The 26,007-nt window shown below is 64.2% G+C and carries 25 protein-coding genes; 14 read left to right on the top strand and 11 right to left on the bottom strand.

Translation table 11 applies throughout. The annotated features are described in order from the left end of the window. Positions 1-39 precede the first annotated feature (39 nt). The 8 genes from Q4543_RS05620 to Q4543_RS05655 all read left to right on the top strand — a co-directional run bounded on the left by Q4543_RS05620 (position 40) and on the right by Q4543_RS05655 (position 7,700). On the top strand, positions 40-1,497 hold the full coding sequence (locus Q4543_RS05620) for an NAD(P)-binding domain-containing protein (RefSeq protein WP_303436791.1): 1,458 nt from the start codon (positions 40-42) through the stop codon (positions 1,495-1,497). Continuing rightward, a complete protein-coding gene (locus tag Q4543_RS05625) occupies positions 1,494-1,967 on the top strand; it encodes a hypothetical protein (RefSeq protein ID WP_303436792.1) in 474 nt (157 codons plus the stop codon). Before Q4543_RS05620 ends, Q4543_RS05625 begins: the two co-directional genes overlap by 4 nt. Further along, entirely contained in the window at positions 1,964-2,551 is a 588-nt protein-coding gene (locus tag Q4543_RS05630) for a peroxidase-related enzyme (protein ID WP_303436794.1), read from the top strand. Before Q4543_RS05625 ends, Q4543_RS05630 begins: the two co-directional genes overlap by 4 nt. Next, the gene (locus tag Q4543_RS05635; RefSeq protein ID WP_303436795.1) at positions 2,548-3,633 is read left to right on the top strand and encodes an NAD/NADP-dependent octopine/nopaline dehydrogenase family protein; all 1,086 of its coding nucleotides are present in this window, start codon (positions 2,548-2,550) and stop codon (positions 3,631-3,633) included. Before Q4543_RS05630 ends, Q4543_RS05635 begins: the two co-directional genes overlap by 4 nt. A 36-nt stretch (positions 3,634-3,669) precedes the next feature. Continuing rightward, positions 3,670-4,779 (top strand): PotD/PotF family extracellular solute-binding protein, encoded by a 1,110-nt coding sequence (locus Q4543_RS05640; protein WP_216004042.1) that lies wholly within the window; start codon positions 3,670-3,672, stop codon positions 4,777-4,779. An 81-nt stretch (positions 4,780-4,860) separates the two neighbouring features. Further along, complete coding sequence (locus Q4543_RS05645) at positions 4,861-5,838, top strand: ABC transporter permease (protein ID WP_303436796.1); 978 nt, start codon at positions 4,861-4,863, stop codon at positions 5,836-5,838. Further along, positions 5,835-6,617 carry an ABC transporter permease gene (locus Q4543_RS05650; protein WP_216004044.1) on the top strand — a complete coding sequence of 261 codons (783 nt, stop codon included), beginning with the start codon at positions 5,835-5,837 and terminating at the stop codon, positions 6,615-6,617. The genes Q4543_RS05645 and Q4543_RS05650 overlap by 4 nt, the downstream gene beginning before the upstream one ends. 3 nt (positions 6,618-6,620) lie before the next feature. Next, complete coding sequence (locus tag Q4543_RS05655; protein WP_303436797.1) at positions 6,621-7,700, top strand: ABC transporter ATP-binding protein; 1,080 nt, start codon at positions 6,621-6,623, stop codon at positions 7,698-7,700. A gap of 77 nt (positions 7,701-7,777) precedes the next feature. Here Q4543_RS05655 and Q4543_RS05660 read toward each other — a convergent pair whose 3' ends face one another. From Q4543_RS05660 to Q4543_RS05680, 5 genes are all read right to left on the bottom strand, one after another. Then, a complete protein-coding gene (locus tag Q4543_RS05660; protein WP_303436798.1) occupies positions 7,778-8,122 on the bottom strand; it encodes a PilZ domain-containing protein in 345 nt (114 codons plus the stop codon). A gap of 190 nt (positions 8,123-8,312) precedes the next feature. Continuing rightward, positions 8,313-9,776 carry a DEAD/DEAH box helicase gene (locus Q4543_RS05665; protein ID WP_303436799.1) on the bottom strand — a complete coding sequence of 488 codons (1,464 nt, stop codon included), beginning with the start codon at positions 9,774-9,776 and terminating at the stop codon, positions 8,313-8,315. A 254-nt stretch (positions 9,777-10,030) separates the two neighbouring features. Beyond that, a complete protein-coding gene (locus tag Q4543_RS05670) occupies positions 10,031-10,966 on the bottom strand; it encodes a glycosyltransferase family 2 protein (RefSeq protein ID WP_303436800.1) in 936 nt (311 codons plus the stop codon). Further along, positions 10,963-12,708, bottom strand: coding sequence for a glycosyltransferase family 2 protein (locus Q4543_RS05675; RefSeq protein WP_303436801.1), 1,746 nt, complete (start codon positions 12,706-12,708; stop codon positions 10,963-10,965). Before Q4543_RS05675 ends, Q4543_RS05670 begins: the two co-directional genes overlap by 4 nt. A gap of 69 nt (positions 12,709-12,777) precedes the next feature. Next, positions 12,778-13,074: a hypothetical protein gene (locus Q4543_RS05680; RefSeq protein ID WP_303436802.1), complete on the bottom strand. Its 297-nt coding sequence runs from the start codon at positions 13,072-13,074 to the stop codon at positions 12,778-12,780. Positions 13,075-13,217: 143 nt separating this feature from the next. On the opposite strand from Q4543_RS05680, the gene tgt reads away from it, so the two are divergent. The 3 genes from tgt to Q4543_RS05695 all read left to right on the top strand — a co-directional run bounded on the left by tgt (position 13,218) and on the right by Q4543_RS05695 (position 15,866). Continuing rightward, positions 13,218-14,345, top strand: coding sequence for a tRNA guanosine(34) transglycosylase Tgt (gene tgt, locus Q4543_RS05685; RefSeq protein ID WP_216004051.1), 1,128 nt, complete (start codon positions 13,218-13,220; stop codon positions 14,343-14,345). A 144-nt stretch (positions 14,346-14,489) separates the two neighbouring features. After that, the gene (locus tag Q4543_RS05690; RefSeq protein ID WP_303436804.1) at positions 14,490-15,584 is read left to right on the top strand and encodes an alkene reductase; all 1,095 of its coding nucleotides are present in this window, start codon (positions 14,490-14,492) and stop codon (positions 15,582-15,584) included. Positions 15,585-15,686: 102 nt separating this feature from the next. Continuing rightward, positions 15,687-15,866: a hypothetical protein gene (locus Q4543_RS05695; RefSeq protein WP_303436806.1), complete on the top strand. Its 180-nt coding sequence runs from the start codon at positions 15,687-15,689 to the stop codon at positions 15,864-15,866. A gap of 11 nt (positions 15,867-15,877) precedes the next feature. Here Q4543_RS05695 and Q4543_RS05700 read toward each other — a convergent pair whose 3' ends face one another. Together Q4543_RS05700 and Q4543_RS05705 are read right to left on the bottom strand one after the other, a co-directional pair. Then, positions 15,878-16,108, bottom strand: a complete 231-nt coding sequence (locus tag Q4543_RS05700; protein ID WP_303436807.1) for a hypothetical protein — start codon at positions 16,106-16,108, stop codon at positions 15,878-15,880. Next, positions 16,101-17,096: a hypothetical protein gene (locus tag Q4543_RS05705; protein ID WP_303436809.1), complete on the bottom strand. Its 996-nt coding sequence runs from the start codon at positions 17,094-17,096 to the stop codon at positions 16,101-16,103. The genes Q4543_RS05700 and Q4543_RS05705 overlap by 8 nt, the downstream gene beginning before the upstream one ends. 257 nt (positions 17,097-17,353) lie before the next feature. Between Q4543_RS05705 and lon the strand changes: the two genes are divergently transcribed. Continuing rightward, positions 17,354-19,762 (top strand): endopeptidase La, encoded by a 2,409-nt coding sequence (gene lon, locus Q4543_RS05710; RefSeq protein WP_303436810.1) that lies wholly within the window; start codon positions 17,354-17,356, stop codon positions 19,760-19,762. A gap of 75 nt (positions 19,763-19,837) precedes the next feature. Here lon and Q4543_RS05715 read toward each other — a convergent pair whose 3' ends face one another. Then, on the bottom strand, positions 19,838-21,430 hold the full coding sequence (locus tag Q4543_RS05715; protein WP_303436811.1) for a gamma-glutamyltransferase family protein: 1,593 nt from the start codon (positions 21,428-21,430) through the stop codon (positions 19,838-19,840). A 193-nt stretch (positions 21,431-21,623) separates the two neighbouring features. Here Q4543_RS05715 and Q4543_RS05720 point away from each other — a divergent pair, with 193 nt between their 5' ends. Both Q4543_RS05720 and Q4543_RS05725 read left to right on the top strand, forming a co-directional pair. Then, the gene (locus tag Q4543_RS05720; protein ID WP_303436813.1) at positions 21,624-22,235 is read left to right on the top strand and encodes a GntR family transcriptional regulator; all 612 of its coding nucleotides are present in this window, start codon (positions 21,624-21,626) and stop codon (positions 22,233-22,235) included. A 16-nt stretch (positions 22,236-22,251) separates the two neighbouring features. Beyond that, positions 22,252-23,073, top strand: a complete 822-nt coding sequence (locus Q4543_RS05725; RefSeq protein WP_303436815.1) for a sulfite exporter TauE/SafE family protein — start codon at positions 22,252-22,254, stop codon at positions 23,071-23,073. 74 nt (positions 23,074-23,147) lie between these two features. Here Q4543_RS05725 and Q4543_RS05730 read toward each other — a convergent pair whose 3' ends face one another. From Q4543_RS05730 to Q4543_RS05740, 3 genes are all read right to left on the bottom strand, one after another. Beyond that, entirely contained in the window at positions 23,148-23,660 is a 513-nt protein-coding gene (locus Q4543_RS05730) for a polymer-forming cytoskeletal protein (protein ID WP_303436816.1), read from the bottom strand. Next, complete coding sequence (locus Q4543_RS05735; protein WP_303436818.1) at positions 23,650-24,960, bottom strand: M23 family metallopeptidase; 1,311 nt, start codon at positions 24,958-24,960, stop codon at positions 23,650-23,652. The genes Q4543_RS05730 and Q4543_RS05735 overlap by 11 nt, the downstream gene beginning before the upstream one ends. A gap of 191 nt (positions 24,961-25,151) precedes the next feature. Beyond that, positions 25,152-25,970, bottom strand: coding sequence for a ferritin-like domain-containing protein (locus Q4543_RS05740; protein ID WP_303436820.1), 819 nt, complete (start codon positions 25,968-25,970; stop codon positions 25,152-25,154). Positions 25,971-26,007 lie beyond the last annotated feature (37 nt).

Here is a 26,007-nt window from a genome sequence, read left to right on the forward strand (position 1 = left end):
TGCTGAAACGCGACAGGGTTTTACTGTAGGAAGATTCGTATGCAAACGAACGATACATATTCCATTGACGGGCAGGGGCTGGACGCGCTCGAGGCCCGCCTTCATGAAGATCTCGAATTTCTGTGCTATCCCGGCAAGGATTGGGTGCCCGCGCAGGACGGGGTGAGCGACGTTGTCATCATCGGTGGCGGCATGTGCGGCATGGTCGCCTGGCTCAACCTGACCGCGGGCGGCATCCGCCGCATCCGCGTGCTGGATCGCAACCCCGAAGGCTACGAGGGGCCGTGGCTCAACTACGCACGGATGCGCACGCTGCGCTCTCCGAAAACGCTGACCGGCCCGGCGGGCGGGCATGGTGCGCTGACCTTTCAGGCGTGGTTCCGCGCCCAGTTCGGCACGCAGGCATGGGAGACGCTCGACAAGATCCCGCGTCCGCAATGGATGGAGTACCTGCGCTGGTATCGCCGCGCGCTTGGCGTGCCGGTGGAAAACGGCGTGTCGGTGGAAAAGGTCGAACCGCAGGGCGATCTGCTGAAGCTGACGCTGGCGGGTGGCGACGAGATCCTGTGCCGCAAGCTGGTGTTTGCCACCGGGCGCGACGGCACCGGCGGGCCGAACATTCCCGGGTTTGTCGAGGGCATCGACCGCCGCTACTGGGCGCATAGCGCCGATGCCATCGATTTCGAAGCGCTGCGCGGCAAGCGCGTTGCGGTGATCGGGGTCGGGGCATCCGCCGTCGACAACGCCGCCGAGGCGCTGGAACATGGCGCCGCCGAGGTCCGCCATCTGATCCGCCGCAAGACCATGCCGACGGTCAACAAGATGATGGGCATCGGCTCGTTCGGGTTCACCGCCGGCTTTGGCGCGCTGCCCGATGAATGGCGCTGGCGCTTCATGCAGTACAGCCTGTCGACGCAGACCCCGTCTCCGCATGGATCGACGCTGCGGGTCAGCTGCCACGACAACGCCTATTTCCATTTCGGCAAGGCGACCGTGCGGGTCGAGGATCTCGGCACCGAGATCAAGATCCATTTCGCCGATGGCACGGCGCATGTCTGCGATTTCCTGATCCTTGGCACCGGATTTGTCATCGACCCGATGGCGCGAACCGAATTCGGACCGGTCGCGGGCGAGATCCTGCTGTGGCGTGACGTGTACACGCCGCCCGAAGACGAACAGAGCCGCGATCTGGGGAATTTCCCCTATCTGAACGACGACTTCACCTTTCGCGAAAAGTCCGAAGGCGCGGTGCCGTGGTTGCGCCATGTCTATTGCTTCAACTACGGCGCGTCGGCGTCGCTCGGCAAGGTGTCGGGCGATATTCCGGGCGTCTCCGAAGGCGCGTCGTGGCTTGCGAAATCCATGGCGGCGACGCTTTATTCCGAAGACCTTTCAACACATTGGCAGGCGATGCTAGACTACGAGACGCCCGAGCTCGACGGGTCCGAATGGACAGCGAGCGAGCTGCCGCAGACAACGAAGGAGAAGGTCGCGTGAGCATTTTCCAGACCACGGCCCTTGCCGCTGCCGGGATCGACACCGGCGCCGCAGCCGATGCCGCACAGACCCGTGCCAACATCATGAACGCCTCGCAAGCCGCTGAAGATGCGGTGATTTCTCCGCTTTACACCGGTGCGTTCAGCCATGAATTGCGCGCCGCGCTGGCCGCGCGCATCGCCGCGGCAGGCGGGGTGCCGGATCTGGCAGAACGCTACCTTGCCAAGGCCGGCGACATGGCCGCGCTGGCCGATCCGGCGTCCGATGGCGGCGATCTTGCCCATATCATCGACTTTGTCGACAGGGCGGCCAATGCCACCAAGGACATCGCCGCCAGCGATATCTCTGACCTGCAAGCCGCGGGCGTCGCTGATGCGGATATCGTGCGCCTGTGCGAGCTGGTCGCCTTTACCGCCTATCAGCTGCGCGTCGTTGCGGGGCTCAAGCTGATGAAAGGGGCCGCCGCATGAGCCGCATCATCCATAAATTCACCCGCACCGTTCCAACCTGGCAGCCGCGCGTCACCCCTGTGAACCTTGCGCAGGCCACGCCAGAGCAGCTCGAGGCGCTGTCGGTCACCCCGTCCAACACCAAGGTGTCCGATTACGTGCTGACGCTGGCGCATGATGTCGAAAGCCTCAAGGTGCGCTCGCCGCTGTTCAATGCGATCATGTATGACGCGGGTGGCATGAGCCGGGCCGAGCGCGAGCTGGGCGCCATTGGCGCGAGCATGGTCAACCGCTGCATCTATTGCGCCGCCGTGCACGCCGATCGCCACGCCAAGCTGGAAAAGGACACCGCCGTCACCGACGAGCTGTTCACCAAGGGCGAAAAAGCCGATCTTTCACCGCGCAACCGGGCGATTTTCGACTTTGCCCGCAAGCTGTCCGAAGCGCCGGTCGCGGCCACGCCCGAAGACATGGCCACGCTGAAGGACGCCGGGCTGAGCGAGGAAGAGATCCTTGATCTGATCCTGTCCACCGCGCTGTTCGGCTGGGCAAACCGGCTGATGCATGTGCTGGGCGATCCGGTGCGCGAAGAGGTGAGCGCATGAGCAAGGTTGGTATCGCAGGCGCGGGGTCCATCGCCTTTGGCTCGGCGGCATTGCTGCATGTCAACGGCCATGATCCGATGCTGTGGTCGCCCTCGGGCGCCTCGACCGAGGGGCTGACAGAGCTGACCGCCACCGGCGCCATCGAGACCCGGTTCACCCCGCGTATCGCCGACAGTGCGCAGGCGCTGTGCGCGCAAAACGATGCGCTGCTGATCGCGCTGCCGGGCTATGGCCACAAGGCGGTGTTCGACGCGCTTGCCCCGCATATCCGCGACGGCCAGCATGTGATCATCAGCAGCCACGCCAGCCTTGGCGCGATCTATCTGGCGCAGCTGCTGGAGGCGCGCGGCATCGCGGCGCCGATCACCGCATGGGGCACCACCGCCGTCACCGGGCGGCGTGAGGGGATGACCGCCAAGGTCAACACCGTGCGCAAGAAGGTCGATCTGTGCACCGTGCCCGAAACCCGCGGCGATTGCGCCCGCGCGGTCTGCACTGGTCTGTTTGGCGATGTCTTCGTGCCGCGCGACGGGCTGCTGGCGATCACGCTCAGCAACCTCAACCCGCAGAACCACCTTGGCATTGCGCTTGGCAACATCACCCGGATGGAGCGCGGCGAGACATGGTCGCAGGGCCAGAACGTCACGCCCAAGGTCGGCGCATTGCTAGAGGCGCTCGATCTTGAACGCCTTGCCATCGCACAGGCGCTGGGGCTGCAGACCAAGACCATCTTTGAACATTTTGCGGCCAGCTTCCACGTCCCCGAAGCCAGCATCAGCGAGATGAACCAGCAGATGCACGCGCAGGGCAATGGCGGCACCGGCCCGGCCACCGCCGACAGCCGCTATGTCACCGAAGACGTGCCCTACGGGCTGGTGCCGACGGCGGTTCTGGGGCGTCTGGTGGGCCAGCCCGCCACGCTGCACGAGGCGGGCACGCAGATCTTTGGCGCGATGTATGGCCGCGATTTCACCGCCGAAAACGAGATCCTTAACGCGCTGAACCTCAGCGCGTACACTCTGGAAGACCTGCAACAGGCCGCCCGTACCGGCCTGCTGCGCAAAACGCCGCAAACGGCATAACAGCAAAAACGATACGGACCACACAGGGAAACCGACATGACAAAGCTTATCCTCAACCGCCGCAAGCTTCTGACCACCGCCGCCGCCGGTGGCGCGCTGCTCGCCAGCCCCGCCTACCTGCGCCGCGCCCACGCGCAAGCCGGCGGCGAGGTCAACATCTGGACCTATAACGATTTCGTCCCCGCTGCCTTCAAAGAGCAGTTCGAGGCCGAGACCGGCATCAAGGTCAACGTCCGCCTAGTCGATGACCAGGGCAAGCAGTTCAGCCTGCTCGCCGCCGAAGCGCCCAACCCCACCGTCGACATCATGACCGTCGCGGGCCACCGCTTCCTGCAATTCATCGACAGCGACCTGCTGGCGCCGCTCGACACTGACCGGCTGTCGAACTGGGGCAACATCAACCCCACCTTCAGCGAATCCGACTGGGCGACCATTCAGGGCAACAAGTGGGGCGCGCCGATCCTGTCGGGCATGGAGGTGCTGTCCTACAACACCGACCTCGTCTCGGCAGAAGAGGCACAGAGCTGGCAGACCCTGTTCAGCGATCAATATGCCGGCCAGACCGCCTATGTGATCCAGGACATGATGTCGATCGTCATGCTGATGATGGGCTATGACGGCAACATGGTCGAATACCTTGACGATCCGGAAAAGGCCGCCGCCATCGTCGAAGAGGCCAAGCTGTTCCTGATCGACAACAAGGACAAGGTCCGCAAGTACTATGACGGCGGTGCCGAAGTGCAGCAGATGTTCGTCAACCAGGATATCGCACTGGCCCAGACCTGGAACGGTCCGGGGGCAGCGCTGATCAACGATGGCTTCCCGCTCGCCATGTCGATCCCGCAGGAAGGATCCTACGGCTTTGTCTACACGTTCAACGTCGCCAACAACGCGCCGAACATGGACAATGCCTATACGTTCCTCAACGCGATCCTTGCCTCGCCTGAAGTTGGCGCGGCGATGACCAAGGCATCCGGCTTCATCTCGACCTACAAGGGTGCGAGCGAATACCTGACCGACCTTGAGAAGAAGTCGACCTCTTTCCCCGACGAGCAGCTGGCGAACCTGCAGTTCTTCCGCGCCGAGGCGAACGACATGAAATATGGCCTCCTCGACCCGGCGGTCGAGGCGATCAAGGCAGCCTGATCCCTCACGGACCCTGCCGCCAAGCCCGTCCGGCCCCGCGCCGGACGGGCGTTCTGAAACCCTTGATTGAGGGCACTTTCCATGACCTATGAGGCCACCGCGCGCAAGGATAGCGCCGCGCCTGCGTCGGAGCGCACCTTTTGGGGCCGGCTGTCCGGCTGGGGCCCCTATATGGCGCTTGCCACGTTTGTGACCGCCTCGCCGCGCCGGCAGTTCCTGCTGCTGGCGATCTTTCCGGTGCTCTGGGTGCTGACACAGCATGTCGGACCGATGTTGCAGATGCTGCGGGTGTCGCTGACCGATGCCTATCCGGTTGCGCCGGGCGTCGAGCAGCACCTGACCATCGAACACTACCTGAAGTTTTTTCAGGACCCGCTGTTCTGGCAGCCGTTCTTTCGCACCCTCAGCTTTGCCACGGTGTTCACCTTCTGCACGCTGGTGCTGACCTATCCGGTGGCGTATTTCCTTGCGCGGCATGTCTCGCCCAAGAACCGCATGCTGTTGCTGCTGCTTCTGCTGATCCCGTTCTGGGTCGGCGAGATCGTCCGCACTTTCGCCATCATGATCCTGCTGGGCAACACCGGCGCGGTGAACCTTGTGCTGAAATGGCTGGGGCTGATCGACCGGCCGATCCCGTTCATGTACACCAGTTTTTCCATGGGGGTGGGCATTGTCTACCTGACGGCGCTATACATGCTGTTGCCGCTGTACTCGGCGCTGGAAAAACTGCCCAAAAGCTATAACGAGGCCGCCGCCGATCTTGGCGCGGGCGCCTGGACACGCTTTCGCCGCGTGACCCTGCCGCTGACGCTCGAAGGCATCTCGTCGGGCTGCACGCTGGTGTTCCTGATCTCGACCGGCTTTTACGCAACGCCGGTGCTGCTCGGCGGCCCGTCGACCACCGTCTTTGCCGAAACCATCGGCGGCTTTTTCCACGTGGCTGGCGATCAATGGCCCACCGGCGCGGCCTTTGCGATCATCATGTTCGTCGCGGCGCTGCTGCTGACCGCCTCCTTCCAGAAGATCATGACCTTGCTGCGCAAGGGAGACACGCGATGACCCGTCACAACCGCATTCTGCTAAGCTGCGTCTACTGGGCCTTTGTCGCCTATGTGTTCATCCCGCTGATCCTGATGGTGATGATGGGGTTCAAGGACAGCAAGTTTATCGGCTTTCCGATCAAGAGCTGGACGCTGGATTGGTACACCGGCGTCATGGGAGATGCCGAGACCCTCACCGCCTTTGGGTATTCGGTGGCGATTGCCGTGCTCTCGACCGTGGTGTCGATCCTTGTCGGCACATGGATCGCGGTGCTGCTCGAAGGGCGCAGCTTCTGGGGGCGCGCGGCGATCTTCGGCATGACGGTGCTGCCGGCGCTGATCCCCGGGATCATCTCGGCCATCGCGTTTCGCATCTATGCGCGGCTGCTGGGGATCGAGCCGGGCATGGGCGCGATCATCTGGTCGCACGCGGTCCACAACGTGCCCTTCGTGGTTCTGGTGGTGATGGCGCGGCTCTCGACCTTGCCGAAAAGCCAGATCGAGGCGGCGCGCGACCTTGGCGCCGACCCGCTGATCGCCTTCCTGCGCATCACCTTTCCCTATCTTGTGCCCGCCATCATGGGCGCCAGCATCTTCTGCCTTTTGCTCAGCTTCGATGATTTTGTCCGCTCGTTCTTCCTGGGTGGCTACGAGCCGACCCTTCCGGTGCTGATCTTCGCCAAGCTGAAATCGGGGATGTCCCCGGAAATCAATGCAATCGCGACCGTTGCGCTGATCCTGACCGCCCTCATCGGCGTCTGGGCAGAACGCTTCACCCGCCGTATGAACAAGGACTGAGCCATGGCTGACCCTCTCGTTCGCCTCGACAAAATCACCAAGCGGTTCGGCGACACCACCGCGCTGTCGGAACTGAACCTCGATATCGCACAGGGCGAATTCGTCACCTTCCTTGGCCCGTCGGGCTGCGGCAAGTCGACGACGCTGCGCATCCTCGGCGGCTTCGAAGCGCCGTCCTCGGGCCGCGTGCTGCTGCGCGGCGACGACGTGACCAAGCGCCCGCCCGAAAAGCGCAACGTCAACATGGTGTTTCAGGATTACGCGCTGTTTCCGCATATGACGGTGCGCCAGAACATCGGCTTCGGTCTGGAACTGAAGGGCCTTGGCAAGGCGCAGATCCGGGCGCGACAGGACGAGATCATGGCGTTTCTCGAACTGGACTCCTATGGCGATCGCTACCCGGCGCAGCTGTCGGGTGGTCAGCGTCAGCGGGTGGCTCTGGCGCGGGCACTGGCGCCCGATCCGGCGCTGTTGCTGCTTGACGAGCCGCTCGGCGCGCTTGATGCCAAGCTGCGCGGGCAGGTGCAACAAGAGCTGAAATCGATCCAGCGCCGCACCAACAAGACCTTCTTCTTCGTCACCCACGATCAGGAAGAAGCCCTGACCATGTCTGATCGCATCGTGGTGATGAACAAGGGCAAGGTCGAACAGGACGGCACCCCCGAGGAGCTGTATTTCCACCCGGCGACCCGCTTTGTCGCCGAGTTCATCGGCGAGACCAACCTGCTGAACGGCGAAATGCGCGGCACCGACGGCGGCGCCGTGGTGATGGACTGGTTTGGCCAGACCCTGCGTGGCCACGCGCCGGGCGGCGTGCCTATGACGGGCGCGCCGATCACCGCCTCGGTGCGGCTTGAACGGCTTGGCTTTCACGCCACGCGTCCGGATTGCACCAATGCCGTGCAGGGCAAGGTCGTCGGCAAGACCTTCCTCGGCAGCCGGATGGCGCTTGATCTGATGGTCGAACAGGCGCAGGGCGCGACGCTGCGCGCCTATGTCGATGCGGACACCGGCCAGTCGGTGGGCGAGGCGCCGGTCTGGATCGGCTGGGATGAATCCAGCATGGCAGTGCTGCGCGACTAAGCCAACGCTAGGCGCGACATTGTAAAAGGGGTGGGCATCACTGCCCGCCCCGTTTCTGTTTCAGTACAAGGGCGCGATCAGCCCTCGGCACGATCCTGGCGCATTTTTTCAAGATATTCGACCAGATCCGACAGCAGGCGCATTTCTTCCTCTGGGCCTGAAAAGCGCACCCCGACCCGGTATCCATCCGCCCAGCGTTTGGTGATGCTGAAGATACCGGCCCCCGGGATGATCAGCTTGTCGAGCGATTCATCGCGCCTGTAAGGGGGGTCCTTGAAACGCAGCTGCGCCCCGGAAATCGAAATGTCGATCGTGCGGCAGCGCATTTGCGAACCACGATCGAATTCGACGATAACGTCGATGCCGCAGGCGATTCGCAGGACGGCACGTCGATTCCGAGAGGGGCGTTGATCATTCTGCATGAGAGGAATTTCGCCGATATCCTTTTAGGATTTCTTACCGGAGTGTCTCGAAAGCGATCTTCTCAATGGGCAGGGCAAGAGGGATGGCTGTGTTGAGCGCGCTTTACGGGCCTGTTTCAAAACGTGCCCACAGACGCGAAAGGCCCGGATCCTGCTGGATCCGGGCCTTTATGGCAAGATGCGGGTGCGTTCAGCTGGCGCGGCGTTGGTCAAAGCTCAGCGCGATGAATTCCGGCATGTGATCGCCCATTCCGACCACATTTGAATCGCGGTCCGATCCACGTCCACCGCGGTCTGACCGGCTGCGCACAGGGGCCTTTTCAGGCCGCTCTGCCCGTTCGGGACGTTCCGTGCGCTCAGGACGTTCCGCCCGCTCAGGACGTTCCGCACGCTCAGGACGTTCCGCACGCTCGGCCCGCTCGGTGCGTTCCGTGCGGCGCGAGCGGGTGGTCTTTTTCTCGGGCGCGGCAGCCTCGGGAGCGGCGTCTTCGGGTGCCGTTCCGGTGAAGCCGGGAAGCTCGACGCGTGTGATCTCTTTTTGGAGCAATTTCTCGACAGCCTCGAAGTTCTTTTCGTCGCGGCCCGACACGATGGTCAGGGCCTTGCCAAGACGCCCGGCGCGGCCGGTGCGACCGATACGGTGCACGTAATCCTCGGGGTGGCCGGGGACATCGAAGTTGAAGACATGGCTCACCGAAGGCACGTCAAGCCCGCGTGCGGCGACATCCGATGCGATCAGCAGACGGATCGAGCCGTCGCGGAACCCGTCAAGCGTGCGGGTGCGCTGGCTCTGGTCAAGATCGCCGTGGATCGGCTCGGCGTTATAGCCATGCGTCTTGAGCGATTTCGCCACGATATCCACGTCAACCTTGCGGTTGCAGAAGATGATCGCGTTGGTGCAGGCCTCGCCTTCGCGGTCGATCAGACTGCGCAGCACCGCGCGCTTTTCCGATCCTTCACGATCGCGACGCGATGCCTTGAAGATCACCGCACCCTGTTCGATGGTCTCGGAGGCACTGGCCTGACGGGCAACCTCGATCCGCTCGGGGTTGGACAGGAAGGTGTTGGTGATGCGCTCGATCTCGGGGGCCATGGTGGCCGAGAAGAACAGCGTCTGACGGGTGAAGGGCGTGAGCGAGAAGATGCGTTCGATGTCGGGGATGAACCCCATGTCGAGCATCCGGTCGGCCTCGTCCACCACCATGACCTTGACGTCGGTGAGGATCAGCTTGCCGCGCTCGAAATGATCGAGCAGGCGGCCCGGAGTGGCGATCAGCACGTCGACACCCTTGTCGATCAACTGCTCCTGCTCCTTGAACGAGACGCCGCCGATCAGCAGCGCCTTGGTCAGCTTGACATATTTGGCATAGGTGTCGAAATTTTCGGCCACCTGCGCGGCCAGCTCGCGGGTCGGGCACAGCACAAGGCTGCGCGGCATCCGTGCGCGCGCGCGGCCACGGGCCAGAGAGGTGATCATCGGCAGGGTGAAACTGGCGGTCTTGCCGGTTCCGGTCTGCGCGATTCCCAGCACGTCGCGCCCTTCGAGAGCATGGGGAATCGCCCCTGCCTGAATCGGCGTCGGGGTTTCATAGCCCGCTTCTTCGATGGCTTTGAGAACCTTGGGGTTCAGGTTTAGATCGCTGAATTTCGTCATGTGTGTCCGATTTTGGGTGCGGACAACAGAACTTTGGCCCGCGCGTCTGATATGGGATCGAGCCCGGTTGGCCCTGCCTGAGCGGCAATCGCGTTGCCGTTGACGCGGCTTTTACCGGAATCACCGGGCAAAGGTCAATCAGAGCGTTGATTTGCGCTGAAAAGCGTGGGGTTGCGGCGCCATCTTCGCAGGATATGGGCGGATGTCTTGCGATTTCGTGACTGAATCTTTGATCGAGTCCGATCTGGATTCGCCTAAGCTGCGTCCGGGAAGTGCCGGGCGCGCAGCTGTGACAGGCCCATGCGGTGACGTCGCAGCAGGCCGAGCCCGTCGAGACGCGTCAGCAACTCGGGGCGGGCGGTGCAGACTTCGGTGTGGAACCGGCGCAGGGCATCCTCGCCGCCGCTTTGCTCGATCAGCGCGAAAAGATCGTGCAGGCTTAGCGCGCCCTGAGTGCGCGCCTGCGGCTTCAGCTCGGATCTGTACGAACCCTGCGCCAGACGGAAGCGATAGAGCGACAGGAAATGCGCCCAGTCGCCGGCGTGGAAATGGCCCAGCTCGGTGTCGGCAAGGCGAACCATGCCGGGGTTGTCGACATCGCCCAGCGTGACGTTGTGAATGCGGATCTGAAGCCCCGGCGTGCCAGCGCGAAACAGCAGCTTGCCGGCAACATGGCTGAGGAACCCGCCGGACAGATGCGCCCCCCATGTGGGAAAACAGGCCTGCGCCGCCTCCTGACGGGCGCGCTGGTCCTGTGGGCAGGCCTTGAACAACGTCTCGGGCCCGTCGGAAACCAGCGCTTCGATGGGGCGAACCCTTGCGCAGAGGCAGTCAGGGGGCAGGGCGGCAAGCTGCTCCGCCAGCGGGCGGGCGGGCAGCAGGAATTCATCAGTGTCGATATGGGCGAGCCAGTCCACCTCGGGCTTGCGATTGTTGGCGTGGCGGGCGTTGGCGCCTTGCCGGGCCTGATGTTTGACGGGGCGGCGGCCGCGTTTGGCCCACCACGCCTCGTCTGTGCGAAACACCCGCAGCTTGGGGTGGGCCGACAGCACCGCCTGCGCCTCGGGCATGTCCTCGTCAAGATAGAGGTACACCCGCCGCGCCCCAAGCTCGAGATGCCATGCGGCGAAATCCAGAATGCGCGGCAGCGGTGCATTGGTGGTGGTGACGGTGCCCCAAGTGACGCTCATGGCAGCGCGCCGAACACACGCCGGACGGCGGCGTCCGGGTCAAAGACATGGCTTACCAGCATCCCATGCGCCGCAAGCCGGGCGCGCAGATCGGGAGAGTCGGCGCAGACCTCGTCGAACAGCAGGCGCAGGCCGTCTTCGCCTTCCTCTTCGGCAAGGAAGGACAGCAGCTCGGCCTGACCCATCTCGACCCGCTCGGAGCGCGCCCGGTACGAGCCTTGGCTCTGGCGAAAGGCCAGATGGTCACGAAACTGCGCCCAGCTGGGCGCGTGCAGATGGGCCAGATCGATGCCGCCCAGCCGGGCGCGGTTCGATGCATCCTCGCCGCGGTATTTCAGCGTGTGGATGCCTAGCCGGGTGTCCTTGATGCCGGGGCGGGCAAAGACCTTGCCCGAGGTATGGCTGAGGAAGCCGCCATACAGATGCATCCCGAAGGTCGGGTAGATATCTTGCAGCACCGCCTTGGGCTGGCCCGCGTGGTAATGGCTGCGCTTGAAATGCTGCGGCAGGCCGTGATCGGGGGCCAGCGCTTCGATCGGGGCCATGCGGGCGAGGGCATTGGTGGGCGAGACCTTGGCAAGCTGGGCGGCGACGGGGCTGCCTGTCAGCAGGAATTCATCGACATCGATATGGCCGAGCCAGTCGAGCCGCCCCGCGCTGGCGCGCAGGCTGCGGGTGGCGTTGTGGGCCTGCCGGAGCTGGTGCTGATCGGGGCGGGGTTTTCCGGTGGCCTGCCACCAGCTTTCATCGCAGCAGATGACCTCGATCGCCGGATGCCGGGCCAGAAACGCGGCGCTCTGCGCATCGGGGGCGTCAAGGTAGATATGCAGCGTCTGCGCGCCCAGCTCGATATGATGCGCGGCAAAGCGCGCCATCTGCAACAGCTCGCCGCGCTGCGTGCTCACCAGCCCCCAGCGCAGGGTGCCCGCCGTGACCCCCGCTGCGGTGGCGGGCACCGGCGCGGCGTTTGGGGCAGCCTTTGGCGGCAGCTGCTTTTCCTTGCGCCGCCGCATGGTCTGCAAGCGGCGGAATAGCGTGCGCTCGTCATGGATCAGCAGGTCGATCAGGTGATGGGCGAGGGGGCGGATCACCGCGTCGCCCTCGGCCTCGCGCCAGAGCCGCCCGATCATGTTGACGTCGAGCCCGCCGTTGACGATGGCATATGGCGCCATCTGCATCGGCAGCGCGCCGCCCGCCTTGCGATCCAAGGCAAAGGGCGTATCAGCCTTGCGCCCGGAATAGAGCCGTTCGGATTCGTAAAGCTTCATGGTGCCAAACAGCACCGTCAGCGCCAGCCCGACAGAGCGTTGCACCGAGGTTGCGCCATGATCGCCAAATGTGGTGATCGCAGACACCAGCCAGCGCTGATCGAGATTGGCCAGCAGATGCGCGCCCTGTTCCTGCCAGAGCCGCTGGAACAGCGCGGGCAGATGGGGGGGATGTTCGCGTTTGCGCAGATGCGCGATAAGCAGCCCGTTGAGAAACACCAGCTCGCTCTGCCCGGCCAGCTCGCTACGCAGATCGTGGCGCTTGCGATGATAGGACGAGCGCCAGGGCTTGGCTTCCTGCGGGTCTGTCTCGGGGTCGGCGACGATCTGCGTCGCCAATGGCGCCAGATCCAGATCGAGCGGGGGCGGGGCTTCGCCGGGCGCATAGTCTATGGCATCGCGCCGCCCCTCCATCTGGGACAGCACGGCGTTGATGCCGCCGGGCCAGGTCGGACGTCTTGAGGTGTCGCTCATGGTCTGAGTTCCAGCGCGGCACAGAGGCACTGGCAGATGCGCGGTGTCATGGCGGTGATGCCGGGCCCATCAGCCCGGCGTGATGTCGCCGATCATGCCGGGACAGCTGCGCTTGGCGGCGACGCCGCCGGCAAGGTGACCGTTGAGGATCAGATGCCATGTCGGCGCGTATCCCGGTGCCTGCGCGCGCGAATAGGCGCAACCCTCGGGCGAGATCCAGATTTGCCCGGCGGGGCCGGAGACGGGCATCGGCTGGGCACGCTGGTTGCCTTGGCTCGACAGCGCCGGGCTATCTGCATGCGCCAGCGGGGCGGCAACAAGGACGATCGCGGCAAGCGCGGCGGTAAGGGGCGTGGGAAGGGACATCTGCAAAGGCCTGTGGTTGAGTCTGGGTTTGACCAAGGATGCACCGAGAAGATGAACCTTGCCTATAAATTTCTAATGCTCAGGGCTTTGTTGCGCCAGAGGTGAGGCTTGGCAAGCGCGCCGCTTTGAGGCACAGCAGGATCATGAGCACCACGTCCTTTACCCTGTCTGCCACTTGCGGCAAGGCGCGCACCGGCGTCATCGATACGCCGCGCGGCCAGATCCGTACCCCTGCCTTTATGCCGGTCGGCACCGCCGCCACCGTCAAGGCGATGCTGCCCGAGCAGGTCCGCGCCACCGGCGCCGATATCCTGCTGGGCAACACCTATCACCTGATGCTGCGCCCCGGCGCCGAGCGGGTGGCGAAATTGGGCGGGCTGCACCGCTTCATGAACTGGGATCGCCCGATCCTGACCGACTCGGGCGGCTTTCAGGTGATGTCGCTGGCATCCTTGCGCAAGCTCACCGAAGAGGGCGTGAGTTTCGCCAGCCATGTCGATGGCTCGCGCCACATGCTCAGCCCCGAGAGGTCGATGGAGATTCAGAAGCTGCTCGGCTCTGACATCGTCATGGCCTTTGATGAATGCCCGGCGCTGCCCGCCGACCGCGCCCGCCTTGAGCAGAGCATGCAGCTGTCGATGCGATGGGCGCAGCGTTCGCGCGATGCGTTTGGCGACCGGCCGGGGCACATGCTGTTCGGCATCCAGCAGGGCGGGCTTGAAGAAGATCTGCGCGGCCAAAGCGCAGAAGCGCTGCGCGCCATCGGCTTTGACGGTTACGCCGTGGGCGGGCTGGCCGTGGGCGAGGGGCAGGAGGCGATGTTTGGTTGTCTCGATTTCGCGCCCGACCAGTTGCCGGTGGACAAGCCGCGCTACCTGATGGGGGTTGGCAAGCCCGATGATATCGTCGGCGCGGTCAAGCGCGGCATCGACATGATGGATTGCGTGCTGCCGACCCGCTCTGGCCGCACCGGGCAGGCCTGGACCCGGCACGGCGTGGTCAACATCAAGAACGCCCGCCATGCCGAGGATCCGCGCCCGCTGGACGAGGCTTGCACCTGTCCGTGCTGCACCGGCTATTCGCGCGCCTACCTGCATCACGTCTATCGCTCGCACGAGATGATCGCCGGAATGCTGCTGACATGGCACAACCTGCATTATTTCCAGCAGATCATGCAGGGCATGCGCGATGCCATCGCTGCGGGCAGCTTTGACGCGTGGGAGGCGGCGTTTCACGCGGGCCGCGCCGAGGGAGATATCGAACGCCTGTAACTGCGCCGCCGTGCGGACATGCGCACGCCCTTGTGCGCTGATGCATGGCGGGCGGGCGTTGCCGATTGCCAGAGCGTGCCTACCTTCGAGCAACATCAACGGCCCGGCTTGGGCCGATGTTCGATCTAACGGAGACTATACCCGATGTCCGAAACACTTTTCACGCCGATCAAGGCCGGCGCCATCCAGATGGCGAACCGCATCGCCATGGCTCCGCTGACCCGCAATCGCGCCGATGACGACACCGGATGCGTCAACACTCTGCACGTGGAATATTATCGTCAGCGCGCCGGGGCGGGGCTGATCATCACCGAGGCCACGCAGATCTCGCCGGTGGGCAAGGGCTATATCCAGACCCCCGGCATCCACACCGAGGCGCAGGCCGCCGCCTGGCGCACCGTGACCGATGCGGTTCACGAAGCGGGCGGCAAGATCGTCGTGCAGCTGTGGCATGTCGGGCGGATCTCGCACACTTCTTTGCAACCGGGCGGGGCCGCGCCGGCCGCGCCGTCGGCGATTGCTGCCGGGGGCAAGACCTTTACCAAGGCGGGATTCGAGGAAACCTCGGTGCCGCGCGCGCTTGAGGCAGACGAGATCGCCGCGACCATCGCCGATTACCGCGAGGCGGCGCGCCTTGCGATGGTGGCGGGCTTTGACGGGGTCGAGGTGCACGCGGCCAACGGCTATCTGATCGACCAGTTCCTCAAGACCGGCGCCAACACCCGCACCGACGACTGGGGCGGCCCGATCGAGAACCGGGCGAAATTCCTGTTCGACGTGCTGGATGCGGTGACCGATGAAATCGGCGGTGCGCGCACCGGGCTGCGGCTGTCGCCGTTCTCGCCCGCCAATGGCATCAGCGACGAAGATCCGCAGGCGGATTTCGAATATGTGGTGCCCAAGCTGAACGCTTATGGCCTTGCTTATCTGCACATGGTCGAAGGTGCCACCGGCGGGCCGCGGGCGCTGGCCGAGGGCGAAAGCCTCACCGCATTGCGCGCCCTGTTCGATGGTCTTTACATGGCCAACAACGGCTATGACCGGCAGATGGCGCAGGAGGCCGTAACCTCGGGCGCGGCCGATCTGGTGGCCTTTGGACGGCCGTTCATCGCGAATCCTGATCTGGTCGATCGACTGCAACGCCGCGCACCGCTGAACACTGGCGATCAGGCAAGCTATTACGGCGGCGGGGCGAGCGGGTTCACCGATTACCCGACGCTCGAGGACGAGGCGGCCTGAGTATTAATGAAACCCGCGCGGCCCGGAAAAGCAAAGCTTGCTCCGGGCCGCGTTTCTGTGCATGAGGCGGATCTGCCAATCGCCTCGTAAAGGATTCGGACCATGGATTACAGCAAATCCGGCGGCTCTAAGCCAAGCAAGAACGCCCCCCGGTTCGATCCGACCCGGGGCACGCCCAAGGGCAAGGACGCCCAGGGCGGCAAAGCCAGCAAGGCCGAACTTCTGGCGCGCATGAAAGCCGCCTCCGAGGCCCGCAAGACCGAGCCCGGTACAGAGGGCTAAGCGCCGCGCCGTCAGGTGTCGGCGGCGGGCTGCGCGCCAGCCTCGCCGCCCGGCCTTGACGGCAGCGCGCGTCGCAGCAGTGCGATCAGCGTGCGGAACACCACCAGCCCCAGCAGCAGCGCCACGACAATCACCGTGATGCGCCCTTCGGGGGTGAAGGGCGCGATCCAGACCAGCATCGCCAGCGCGAACAGCACCGACAGGATCGTCGCGGGGGTCAGTGCGATCAGTTTCTCAAGCATTTTCCGACTCCTCCTTGCCAGCCCGCAGCAGCCAATCGACGCCCTGACGGATCGCCGGTCCGTTGGTGTCGGCGGCATTGCGCAGGGTGCGCCGCAGGCGTTCGTGCCAGGGCAGCCCCAGCCAGTAATCTTCGCGCCGTTCGATCTGTCGCACCCAGCGGGCAAAGGCCTCGCGCGCGGCGGATGGGTTGGTCACATCGCTTAGGTCTGCTAGCAGCGGTTTTGCCTGCGGCGTGCCGCGGGTCTCGCCGGGGGCCCATGCAATCAGGAACGGCCCCGCGGTGGCGGGCAGCTCAAACCCCTCGGAGCGCTCAGCCAAGGTGCGGTGCCGCAAGGCTTCGGACAGCCCGTAGAACGGCACGGCGGTCTCGCATTTCTCGGTATCGGGCGCGGTGTTTGCGGTGCTGGCGGCAAAGGCGCTCTGAACCGGCCAGATCGTCACAACCTCAGGCACTTCCAGCTCCGGGTCGCGGAACAGGTTGCTGGTATGTGGGATGGAATTGACGAAGGCCTGACAGAACATGCGGCCTCGGACTGCCAGATCGCCTTGTGGCCGGGTGGTAAAGATCAACATGCCATAGGCGAGAAAGCCGTCCGGCGGGATCTCGTTCGGCCCGGCGAACAGATAGCTGGCGCTGATCACCGTTGCCCTCTGGGCCGCGTCCGTTGTCGGCTCACCTGCGGGGGCAGGCATCATCATGGGTTCCATATCTGGTCCGGGAAATTCGGACGCGCTTAGGGTGGTGATGCCTTGGGTCTTTTTACGCGTGCTGCTGGCGCTGGCGGCTTGGGTATCGCTAGGCATGATGAGCAGCTGCTCTTCAATCGCCTCGACGTCAGCATCGCTGGCCGCAGGTCGCGGCGGAAGCGCTGATTTGATCTCGGCCATGCGCGGCGATCCATCAAGGGCTGCCATGAACAGCACCCCCCCGGCAATCGCCAGACCAGCCAGAGAGAAAACAAGCTTTGGTCCAATGACGGGTTTCATCGGCCTCTCCTGAATAACGAAATTGATACAAATATGACGCAACCATAGCATGTATCTCCCCAGATCCAAAGTCATGCTTGGATCGCCCTGCAGGGCAAAGGCCGCTTGCACCCCGCGGCGCGCACAGTCATTCTGGCCTGAACCCGGGCCGCAGTTGAATTCTCGATGGGGCGGCCCCAAATAACGCAGTGTTAAGGGGATGGCGGTAGCTGCCGAAAGACCGGGGCCGGCCCATCCTGCCAATCAAAGGAATGCTCATGCAACAGGCACTCAATTCTTCTTATCCTGTGCTGCCGCTGCGGGATATTGTCGTGTTCCCGCACATGATCGTGCCGCTGTTCGTCGGGCGCGAGAAATCCGTGAAGGCACTCGAAGAGGTCATGGCCGACGACAAGCAGATCCTGCTTGCCGCCCAGATCGACCCTGCGGTCGACGACCCCGAGGAATCCGGCATCTACCGCGCGGGCGTGCTTGCCAACGTGTTGCAATTGCTCAAGCTGCCCGACGGCACCGTCAAGGTGCTGGTCGAGGGGCAAAGCCGCGTCAAGATCACCGAATACCTGCCCAACGAGAGTTTCTTCGAGGCCAAGGCTGAATACGTGCACGAGATGCCGGGCGATCCGGCCTCTATCGAGGCGCTGCTGCGCACCGTGTCCGAGGAATTCGAACGCTACGCCAAGGCCAAGAAGAACATCCCCGAAGAGGCGCTGTCCGCCGTGTCGGAAACCCGCGAGCCGGCAAAGCTGGCCGATCTGGTGTCCGGGCATCTTGGCATCGAGGTCGACCAGAAGCAGGATCTGCTGGAAACGCTGCCGGTGTCCGAGCGGTTGGAAAAGGTCTACGGCCTGATGCAGGGCGAGCTGTCGGTGCTGCAGGTCGAGAAAAAGATCAAGACCCGCGTCAAGTCGCAGATGGAGAAGACCCAGCGCGAGTACTATCTGAATGAGCAGATGAAGGCCATTCAGAAGGAGCTTGGCGACGGCGAGGATGGCCAGAACGAGGTCGCCGAGCTGGAGGCGCGCATTGCCGAAACCAAGCTGTCCGACGAGGCCCGCGAAAAGGCCGAGGGCGAGCTGAAGAAGCTGCGCAACATGTCGCCGATGTCTGCCGAGGCGACGGTGGTGCGCAATTATCTCGACTGGATGCTGTCGATCCCGTGGGGCACCAAATCCCGCGTGAAAAAGGATCTTGGCCGTGCGCAGGAGATCCTCGATCACGACCACTACAGCCTTGAAAAGGTCAAGGAACGCATCGTCGAATATCTCGCCGTGCAGGCGCGTTCGCAAAAGCTGCGCGGGCCGATCCTGTGCCTTGTCGGTCCTCCGGGCGTCGGCAAGACCAGCCTTGGCAAGTCGATGGCCAAGGCCACCGGGCGCGAGTTCATCCGCATCTCGCTTGGCGGTGTGCGCGATGAATCCGAGATCCGCGGCCACCGCCGCACCTACATCGGTTCGATGCCGGGCAAGATCATTCAGGCGCTGAAGAAGGCGAAAACCACCAATCCGCTTATCCTGCTCGACGAGATCGACAAGATGGGGCAGGACTTCCGTGGCGATCCGGCCTCGGCGATGCTTGAAGTGCTCGATCCCGAGCAGAACAGCACCTTCGTCGATCACTATCTCGAGGTGGAATACGACCTGAGCAACGTGATGTTCGTGACCACGTCGAACAGCTACAACATGCCCGGGCCGCTGCTTGACCGGATGGAGATCATTCCGCTGTCGGGCTACACCGAGGACGAGAAGCTTGAAATCGCCAAGCGTCACCTTCTGGATAAAGAGGTGAAGGCGCATGGTTTGAAGAAGGGCGAATTTTCGGTCTCCGATGGCGCGCTGACCGACATCATCCGCTATTACACCCGCGAGGCGGGGGTGCGGAACCTTGAACGCGAAATCGCGCGGCTGGCGCGGAAATCCGTGACCAAGATCGTCAAGAAGGAAGCCGAACGGGTCGATGTAAGCTCTGACAACATCGACGAATTCCTTGGTGTGAAAAAGTTCCGCTATGGTCTCGCCGAAGATGAGAACCAGGTCGGGGTGGTGACCGGGCTTGCCTATACCTCGGTCGGCGGCGATCTGCTGCATATCGAGGCGCTGAAGCTGCCCGGCAAGGGCCGGATGAAGACCACCGGCAAACTTGGCGACGTGATGAAGGAAAGCATCGAGGCCGCGTCTTCGTATACCCGCTCCATCGCGCCGCAGATCGGGGTCAAGCCGCCGCGCTTCGACAAGATGGACATCCACGTGCACGTGCCCGATGGCGCGACGCCCAAGGATGGCCCCTCGGCCGGTCTGGCGATGGTGACGGCGATCGTGTCGGTGCTGACCGGGCTTCCGGTGCGCAAGGATATCGCGATGACCGGCGAAGTGACGCTGCGCGGCAATGCCTCGGCCATCGGCGGGCTGAAGGAAAAGCTGCTGGCGGCGCTGCGCGGTGGGATCAAGACCGTTCTCATCCCTGAAGAGAACGAAAAGGATCTGGCCGAGCTGCCCGACAACGTGAAGGAAGGGCTGGAAATCATCCCGGTCAAGCACGTCTCCGAGGTGCTGAAGATCGCGCTGGTGGGCACGCCAGAGCCGATCGAATGGGATGAAGAGGCCGAAGAGGCCGCGGCCGCGCTTGCCGCCAAGGCCGAGGGCAAGGCAACCGGGGCTGTTGCTCACTAAGGGCGAGGCTCCAGAAAACACCAAGGGCGCCGCATGGGGATGCGGCGCCCTTTTTCTTGCCGTGGACCGGGTTGATCAATACCCCAGTGCGCAGCCATCCTTGCGGGTGTCGCTGCCGCTGGTCAGGAACCCGGTTTCAGGCGTGATGCGGATGGCTTGGCTGCCGCCAATCGGGCTGCTTTGCAGCGACAGCTTGTGCCCGCGCGCCTCAAGGCTGTCGCGGGCCTCTTGCGACACGCCCGGCTCGATCTGAAGCTCCCCGCCAAAGGCAAAGCTGCGCGGGGCATCCATGGCCTCTTGCAGCGATTGCCCAAGATCAAGCACGCCCGACAGGAAGGCCGCATGGCCCGCCGCCTGATACTGGCCACCCATCACGCCGAACGGCATGACAGCGGCGCCGTCCTTGCACAGCATCCCCGGAATGATCGTGTGCATCGGGCGTTTCATCGGGGCGATGGCATTCGGGTGCCCGTCGATCAGCCGGAAGCTGGCGCCGCGCGAATGGAACAGCACGCCAGTGTTGGGATCAAGCCGGGTCGAGCCGAAGCCATGGAAGATCGAGTTGATGAAGCTCAGCGCGTTGCCGTCGCCGTCGACGACGCAAAGGTAGATGGTGTCGCGATGCTCGGGCTCGTCCCACAGCGCCGGGGGCAGGGCGCGGGTCATGTCGATGCGCGCGGCCAGTGCGTCGACCACCTCGTCGGACAGCAGCTGGTCGACCACGCCGGGGCAATCAGCAGGATCGGCGATCAGCGCGTCGCGGTGATGATAGGCCAGCTTGGTCGCCTCGGCGTGCAGGTGGATGCGGTCTGCCTCGGACAGCCCGTCGCCCATGTCGAATTTCGACAGAATGCGCAGAATCAGAAGCGCCGCAAGCCCCTGACCGTTGGGCGGGCATTCCACCACATCGTGGCCGCCATACGGCGTCGAGATCGGATCGACCCAGATCGCCGCATCCTTGCCAGCGTGGAAATCTTCCTCGGTGTGAAGCCCGCCGAGGCTGCGCAGATGGGCCACCATGCTGGCTGCGGTGTCGCCTTCGTAAAAGCCGGCGGCGCCTTTTTCGGCGATTTCGCGCAAGCGGGCGCCCAGCAGCGGCTGGGCATGGCGCTGGCCGACCTTCGGCGCGGCGCCGCCCGGCAGGAACAGCGCGCTTGCATGCGGGTCCTGAGCCACGAGCGAGGCCGCGCCCGCCCAATCCATGGCGACGCGCGGCGTCACCGGATAGCCGTCTTCGGCGTAGTGGATGGCGCTGGCAAAGAGCTGCTCCAGCGGCAGCGAGCCATGCGCCTCATGCAGCGCGCACCATGCCGAGATCGCGCCCGGCACCGTCACCGCGTGCGGGCTGGTTTGCGGGATCTCATCGCTCAGACCGGCGGCTTGCAGCGCTGCAACCGTTGCCGCCGCAGGCGCGCGGCCAGAGCCGTTCAGCGCCGTCACCTTGCCGCCCTTCGGAGCGTATAGCGCAAAGCAATCGCCGCCGATGCCGGTCATCAGCGGATCGACAACGCATTGCACGGCCACCGCCGCGATCGCAGCGTCCACGGCATTGCCGCCTGCGGTCAGTATCTTGAGCCCGGCGGCGGTCGCCAGCGGATGCGACGTGGCGATCATCGCCTCGGTCGCGATCGGGGCGGGGCGGCGGGCTGAGAAGAAATCGAAATCCATGCGTCCTCCTGTTGAATGGCCGACGGGGTCCGTGAGTGGTGTGAGCTGTTCCCCTGCGGCCTGCCCACACAGCGCCCCGTCCCGATCGCTGTCAGATATGGATTCATTTATATCCGACATGTATACATATGTAGGATTCGCCGCCACCGATCAACGAAAGACCGCACCCTTGGGCCATCGCGCTGCAGAAATATTGCTCGAAACCTTGGAGTCCGAGATCGTATCGGGGGCGCTGCCTCCGGGTGCGCCGTTGTCGGAACTGGCGCTGGCCGAACGATTCGGCGTCTCGCGCACCCCGGTGCGAGAGGCGCTACTAGAGCTCGAGCGCGCCGGGCTGGCCGAACGCGGGGCGCGGCGGGCGTTCTTCGTGCGCGCTCTGGGGGCGGAGGAACTCGCCGATCTGTTCGAAGCCTCGGGCGAGGTGGAAAGCGCGCTTGCCGCGCTGGCAGCGCATCGCATGACCGAGATCGAGCGTCAGGCGCTGATCGCTCTGGCCGAGGCGCCTGCGGCCAGCGCCGCCGACTATTCCGACCTGAACCGGCGTTTTCACGATGCCATCAAATCCGGGGCGCGCAACGCGACGCTGGCGCAGTTGCTGGGCGGGCTCGACCTGCGCACCAGCGCATGGCGCGCCGCCAATTTTCATGAGGCCGAAGAGCGGCAGACAACATCGCGGGCCGAACACCTGAAGATCGCGACGGCCATCGCGCAAGCCGACGCCGAGCGGACCCGCAGCCTGATGCGGCGCCACGTGGCGCAATCCCATAGCGTGCTGGCGGAGATTCTTGCCCGCCGCGGCAGATGACAAGGAGAGACGGGGAATGGATGTAGCTTTGTTGCTGGAGCTTTTGCTCTTTCTGGTGGTGATCGGGGGGCTGGCCGGGGTTCTGGCCGGCCTGCTTGGGGTCGGGGGCGGCATCGTGCTGGTGCCGGCGTTTTTCTTTGCGTTTCAGGTGATGGGCTATGATGGCCCGCAACTGATGCAGGTCTGCCTTGCGACATCGCTGGCGACGATCATCGTGACCTCGATACGTTCGGTGGCCAGCCACAATCGCAAGGGCGCGGTGGATTGGGAGATCCTGAAAGGATGGGCACCGGGGATCGTGATCGGTGCGATCGTCGGGGTGCTGGCGGCCTCGGCGCTGCGCTCGACCACGTTGCAGATGATATTTGGCGGGCTGGCTTTGGTCATCGGCCTGTACATGGCCTTGGGTCGATCAAGCTGGCGGCTGGCAGAACAGATGCCCTCGGGCGGGCGGCAATACCTGTATTCGCCGCTGGTCGGCTTCCTGTCGGTGTTGATGGGAATCGGCGGCGGCAGCTTTGGCGTGCCGCTGATGAGCCTGCACGGAATGGCGATCCACCGGGCCGTTGCCACGGCGGCGGGGTTCGGCCTTGCGATCGCGCTGCCCTCGGGGGTGGGGTTCCTGTTTCTGGAGATCGCCGCCGAGTCGCGCCCGCCGCTGACCATCGGCGCGGTGAACCTGCCGGGGTTCCTTGTGGTGATCGCGATGACCATGCTGACCGCGCCGCTGGGGGTCAAGCTGGCCCATTCCACCGATGCGGCAAAGCTCAAGCGGATTTTTGGGGGGTTCCTGATCCTTGTTGCGCTGAACATGCTGCGCAAGGCGCTGATGGGCTGATCGGAACACAGAGGCGCCAAAAGAAAACGCCGGGCACAAGGCCCGGCGTTTTTGTCTGATGACGGTGGCTGGCCTTAGCTGGCGGGCACGTCGGGGGTGCCGGCGCCGGCCGGTTTCGGGGCGCCGGTCTTGCCGCGGGTCGACAGCGGGTCGTCCTGACGTTGCACCGAGCCTTCGAAATGCGCGCCGCTTTCGATGGCGATGGTCTTGTGGATGATGTCGCCTTCGACACGGGCGGTGGCGGTCAGGCGAACCTTGAGGCCGCGGACCCGGCCCACGATGCGCCCATTGATCACCACATCATCGGCGACGACTTCGCCCTTGATGGTGGCCGACTCGCCGATGGTCAGAAGATGCGCGCGGATGTCGCCTTCGACGGTGCCTTCGACGTTGATGTCGCCGGTGGTGCGCAGGTTGCCGGTGATGTGCAGATCACTCGAAAGCACCGATGCCGGGGGTTTGGCCTTGGGCGGCGCCGAGGGCTTGAATTCCGGGTTCGGCGAGCGCGAGGCGTCGGAGATGGGCGCCGGTTTGGGCGCGTCGTCGGCTTTGGGTCCGGGCTCGTTGATCTTGCTCTTAGAAAACATCGTTTGCAGCCTTGATGTAGATCATGGGATTTATCGGTTCGCCTCCGACGCGGACTTCGTAGTGAAGATGCGTTCCAGTGGACCGTCCGGTATTTCCCATATCACCGATGCGATCGCCGCGCGATACCTTTTGGCCGACCTTCACGCGGATTTTCGACATGTGCCCGTAGCGGGTCTCTATTCCGAACTCGTGCTTGATTTTCACCAGACGTCCGTATCCCGATTGCCAACCGGCCCAAGTGACGACGCCGTCGGCGGTGCTGTAAATCGCGGTGCCGTGCGGCGCGGCAAAATCGGTGCCCGCGTGCAGGCGACCCCAGCGATAGCCAAAGCCCGAGGTAAAGCGGAACGGATCCTTGAGCGGCACCGCGAACGGCGCTTTCTGCGCGGCGATGCGATACATGTTCAGCCGGTCCATCTCGCCAAGGATCTGGTTGGCGCGGGCGGTATCGGCCGAAGGGGCCTCGCCACGGGTCGAGAAGGTCAGCGGGGTCAGCGGGCCGCCCTGACCGGAATAGCCCTTGCGCACCTCCTTGATGATGCGGTCGGGGTCCATGCCGGCGGCGGTGAACATCTTGTCGAGCGGCTTGACCGAGATGGTCATCGCCTCTTCGAGTTGGCGGAAAATGCGGTCGTTCTTTTCTTCCATCACGCGCATGTCGGTGGCCATCTTGTCGGCGCGCACCAGCGCGTCCTGCGCGTTGGCGATGACCTGATCGCGCTCTTCTGCGGTGCGGGCCAGCGCTTCGGACAGCAGGTCGAGCGAGCCGTCGGCGTCGCTACTGCCCGCCATCAGGGTGCCGCCGCCCTCGATCTGGGCTTTCAATGCGGCAAGCTGGTCGCCGACCTCTTCGCGCTCCATCATGGTGTCGCGCAGCGTGGTCTGGATGACGTCGATGCCGGTTTCAAGCTCGCGGCGGCGGGTCTCGGAGTCGAGCAGGCGGCTCTGCATCGACGACACCTGCGCCAGCGCGGTGTTGAAACGATTCTGGGCGGCGAGGGCTTCGGCGGCGCGGGAGTCGCGTTCGCTCGAAAGTTCATTGAGGCGGCGCTGATAGGTAAGCTGGTCGCGACGCGCCTGTTCGCGGAAGTTCCCGGCGCTGATGCTGTCCATCAGCAGGATGGCGGTGGCGATGATCGCCCAGGACACAAGCAGCGCGCCGCCAAGATATGCCACGGCCTGCGTTTCCGGACGCAGGCGGATAAAGCGTGTGTCAGTGTCGGATTTGAGGAAAAGCCGTCGTTCCGGAAAGAAGCGCTCCATCAGCGCATGGGTTCTGATCGCGAGACGCGTTCGCACCTGTCCGTCCTTTTTTCCGTCCCTGTCAAACGTGGCGCGCTTCCCCGAAAGCCGGCCTCGTGCCAAGGGGCTTAAAGGCCGTGTCGCCCGCGTGCAACATGTTTGGGCGTTGCTGCAGCGCAGAGCCGCAAAACATCGCCAATCCGGCAAAAATCCGCCGATGCCAAGGGCTTCGCGCCAGCCCGCATGAGTTATTTCTGGGCTTGGCCGTCAGCGAGGGGCCAGTAGAAGTCTGGCGGAAGCCCGGCTTCGGCGCGTTTTTCATCGTTGAAAGGAGGCTTCAGCGCCCCGTGGAAATAGCGGCGCACGAGGGCATGGAACTGCTCGCGCGGGTCTATTTCGTGACGGCCACAGAGGAAGTTGAACCATTTCGAGCCATAGGCGACATGGCCGACTTCCTCGGCGTAAATGGTCTCCAGCGCGGCGACGGCGCTGTCCATGTTGGCGCTTTTGAACAGCGTGATCATGCCGGGGGTGACATCAAGGCCGCGCGCCTCGAGCACCATCGGCACCACGGCGAGCCGGCCCATCAGATCCTCGGCCGTGTCTTCGGCGGCGCGCCACATGCCGGCATGGGCGGGCAGGGCACCGTAAGAGCTTTCAAGCTCTTCAAGACAGTCGCACATCAGGTTGAAATGCTTGGATTCCTCATCGGCGGCGCGGACCCAGTCATCGTAAAACCCAAGCGGAAAGGGCACGTCGGTGAACCGGGCGATAAGGTCCCAGTGCAGGTCGACGGCGTTCAGCTCGATATGCGCCACGGCGTGCAGCAGTGCGATGCGCCCCTGCGGCGAGCCGGGCTTGCGCTTGGGCACATCGCGCGGATCCAGAAGTTCGGGCCGCTCGGGGCGGGCCGGGCGCGGGGGCGGCGATGCCTGTCCGATCGGCAAGGGGGCCTCGGCGTCGCGCGCGGCAAACCACGCGGCGGCATGGGCGCGGGACTTGGCGGTTTTCTCGCGCCCGTCGGCGGTGGTGAGCACATCCACCGCCATGTCGCTCAGCGTCATCATCTGCGTTCGGCCTTTCGTTTCAGTGCCTGACCATCCT

Source organism: Salipiger sp. 1_MG-2023, assembly GCF_030547555.1.
Classification (GTDB): Bacteria; Pseudomonadota; Alphaproteobacteria; order Rhodobacterales; family Rhodobacteraceae; genus Salipiger.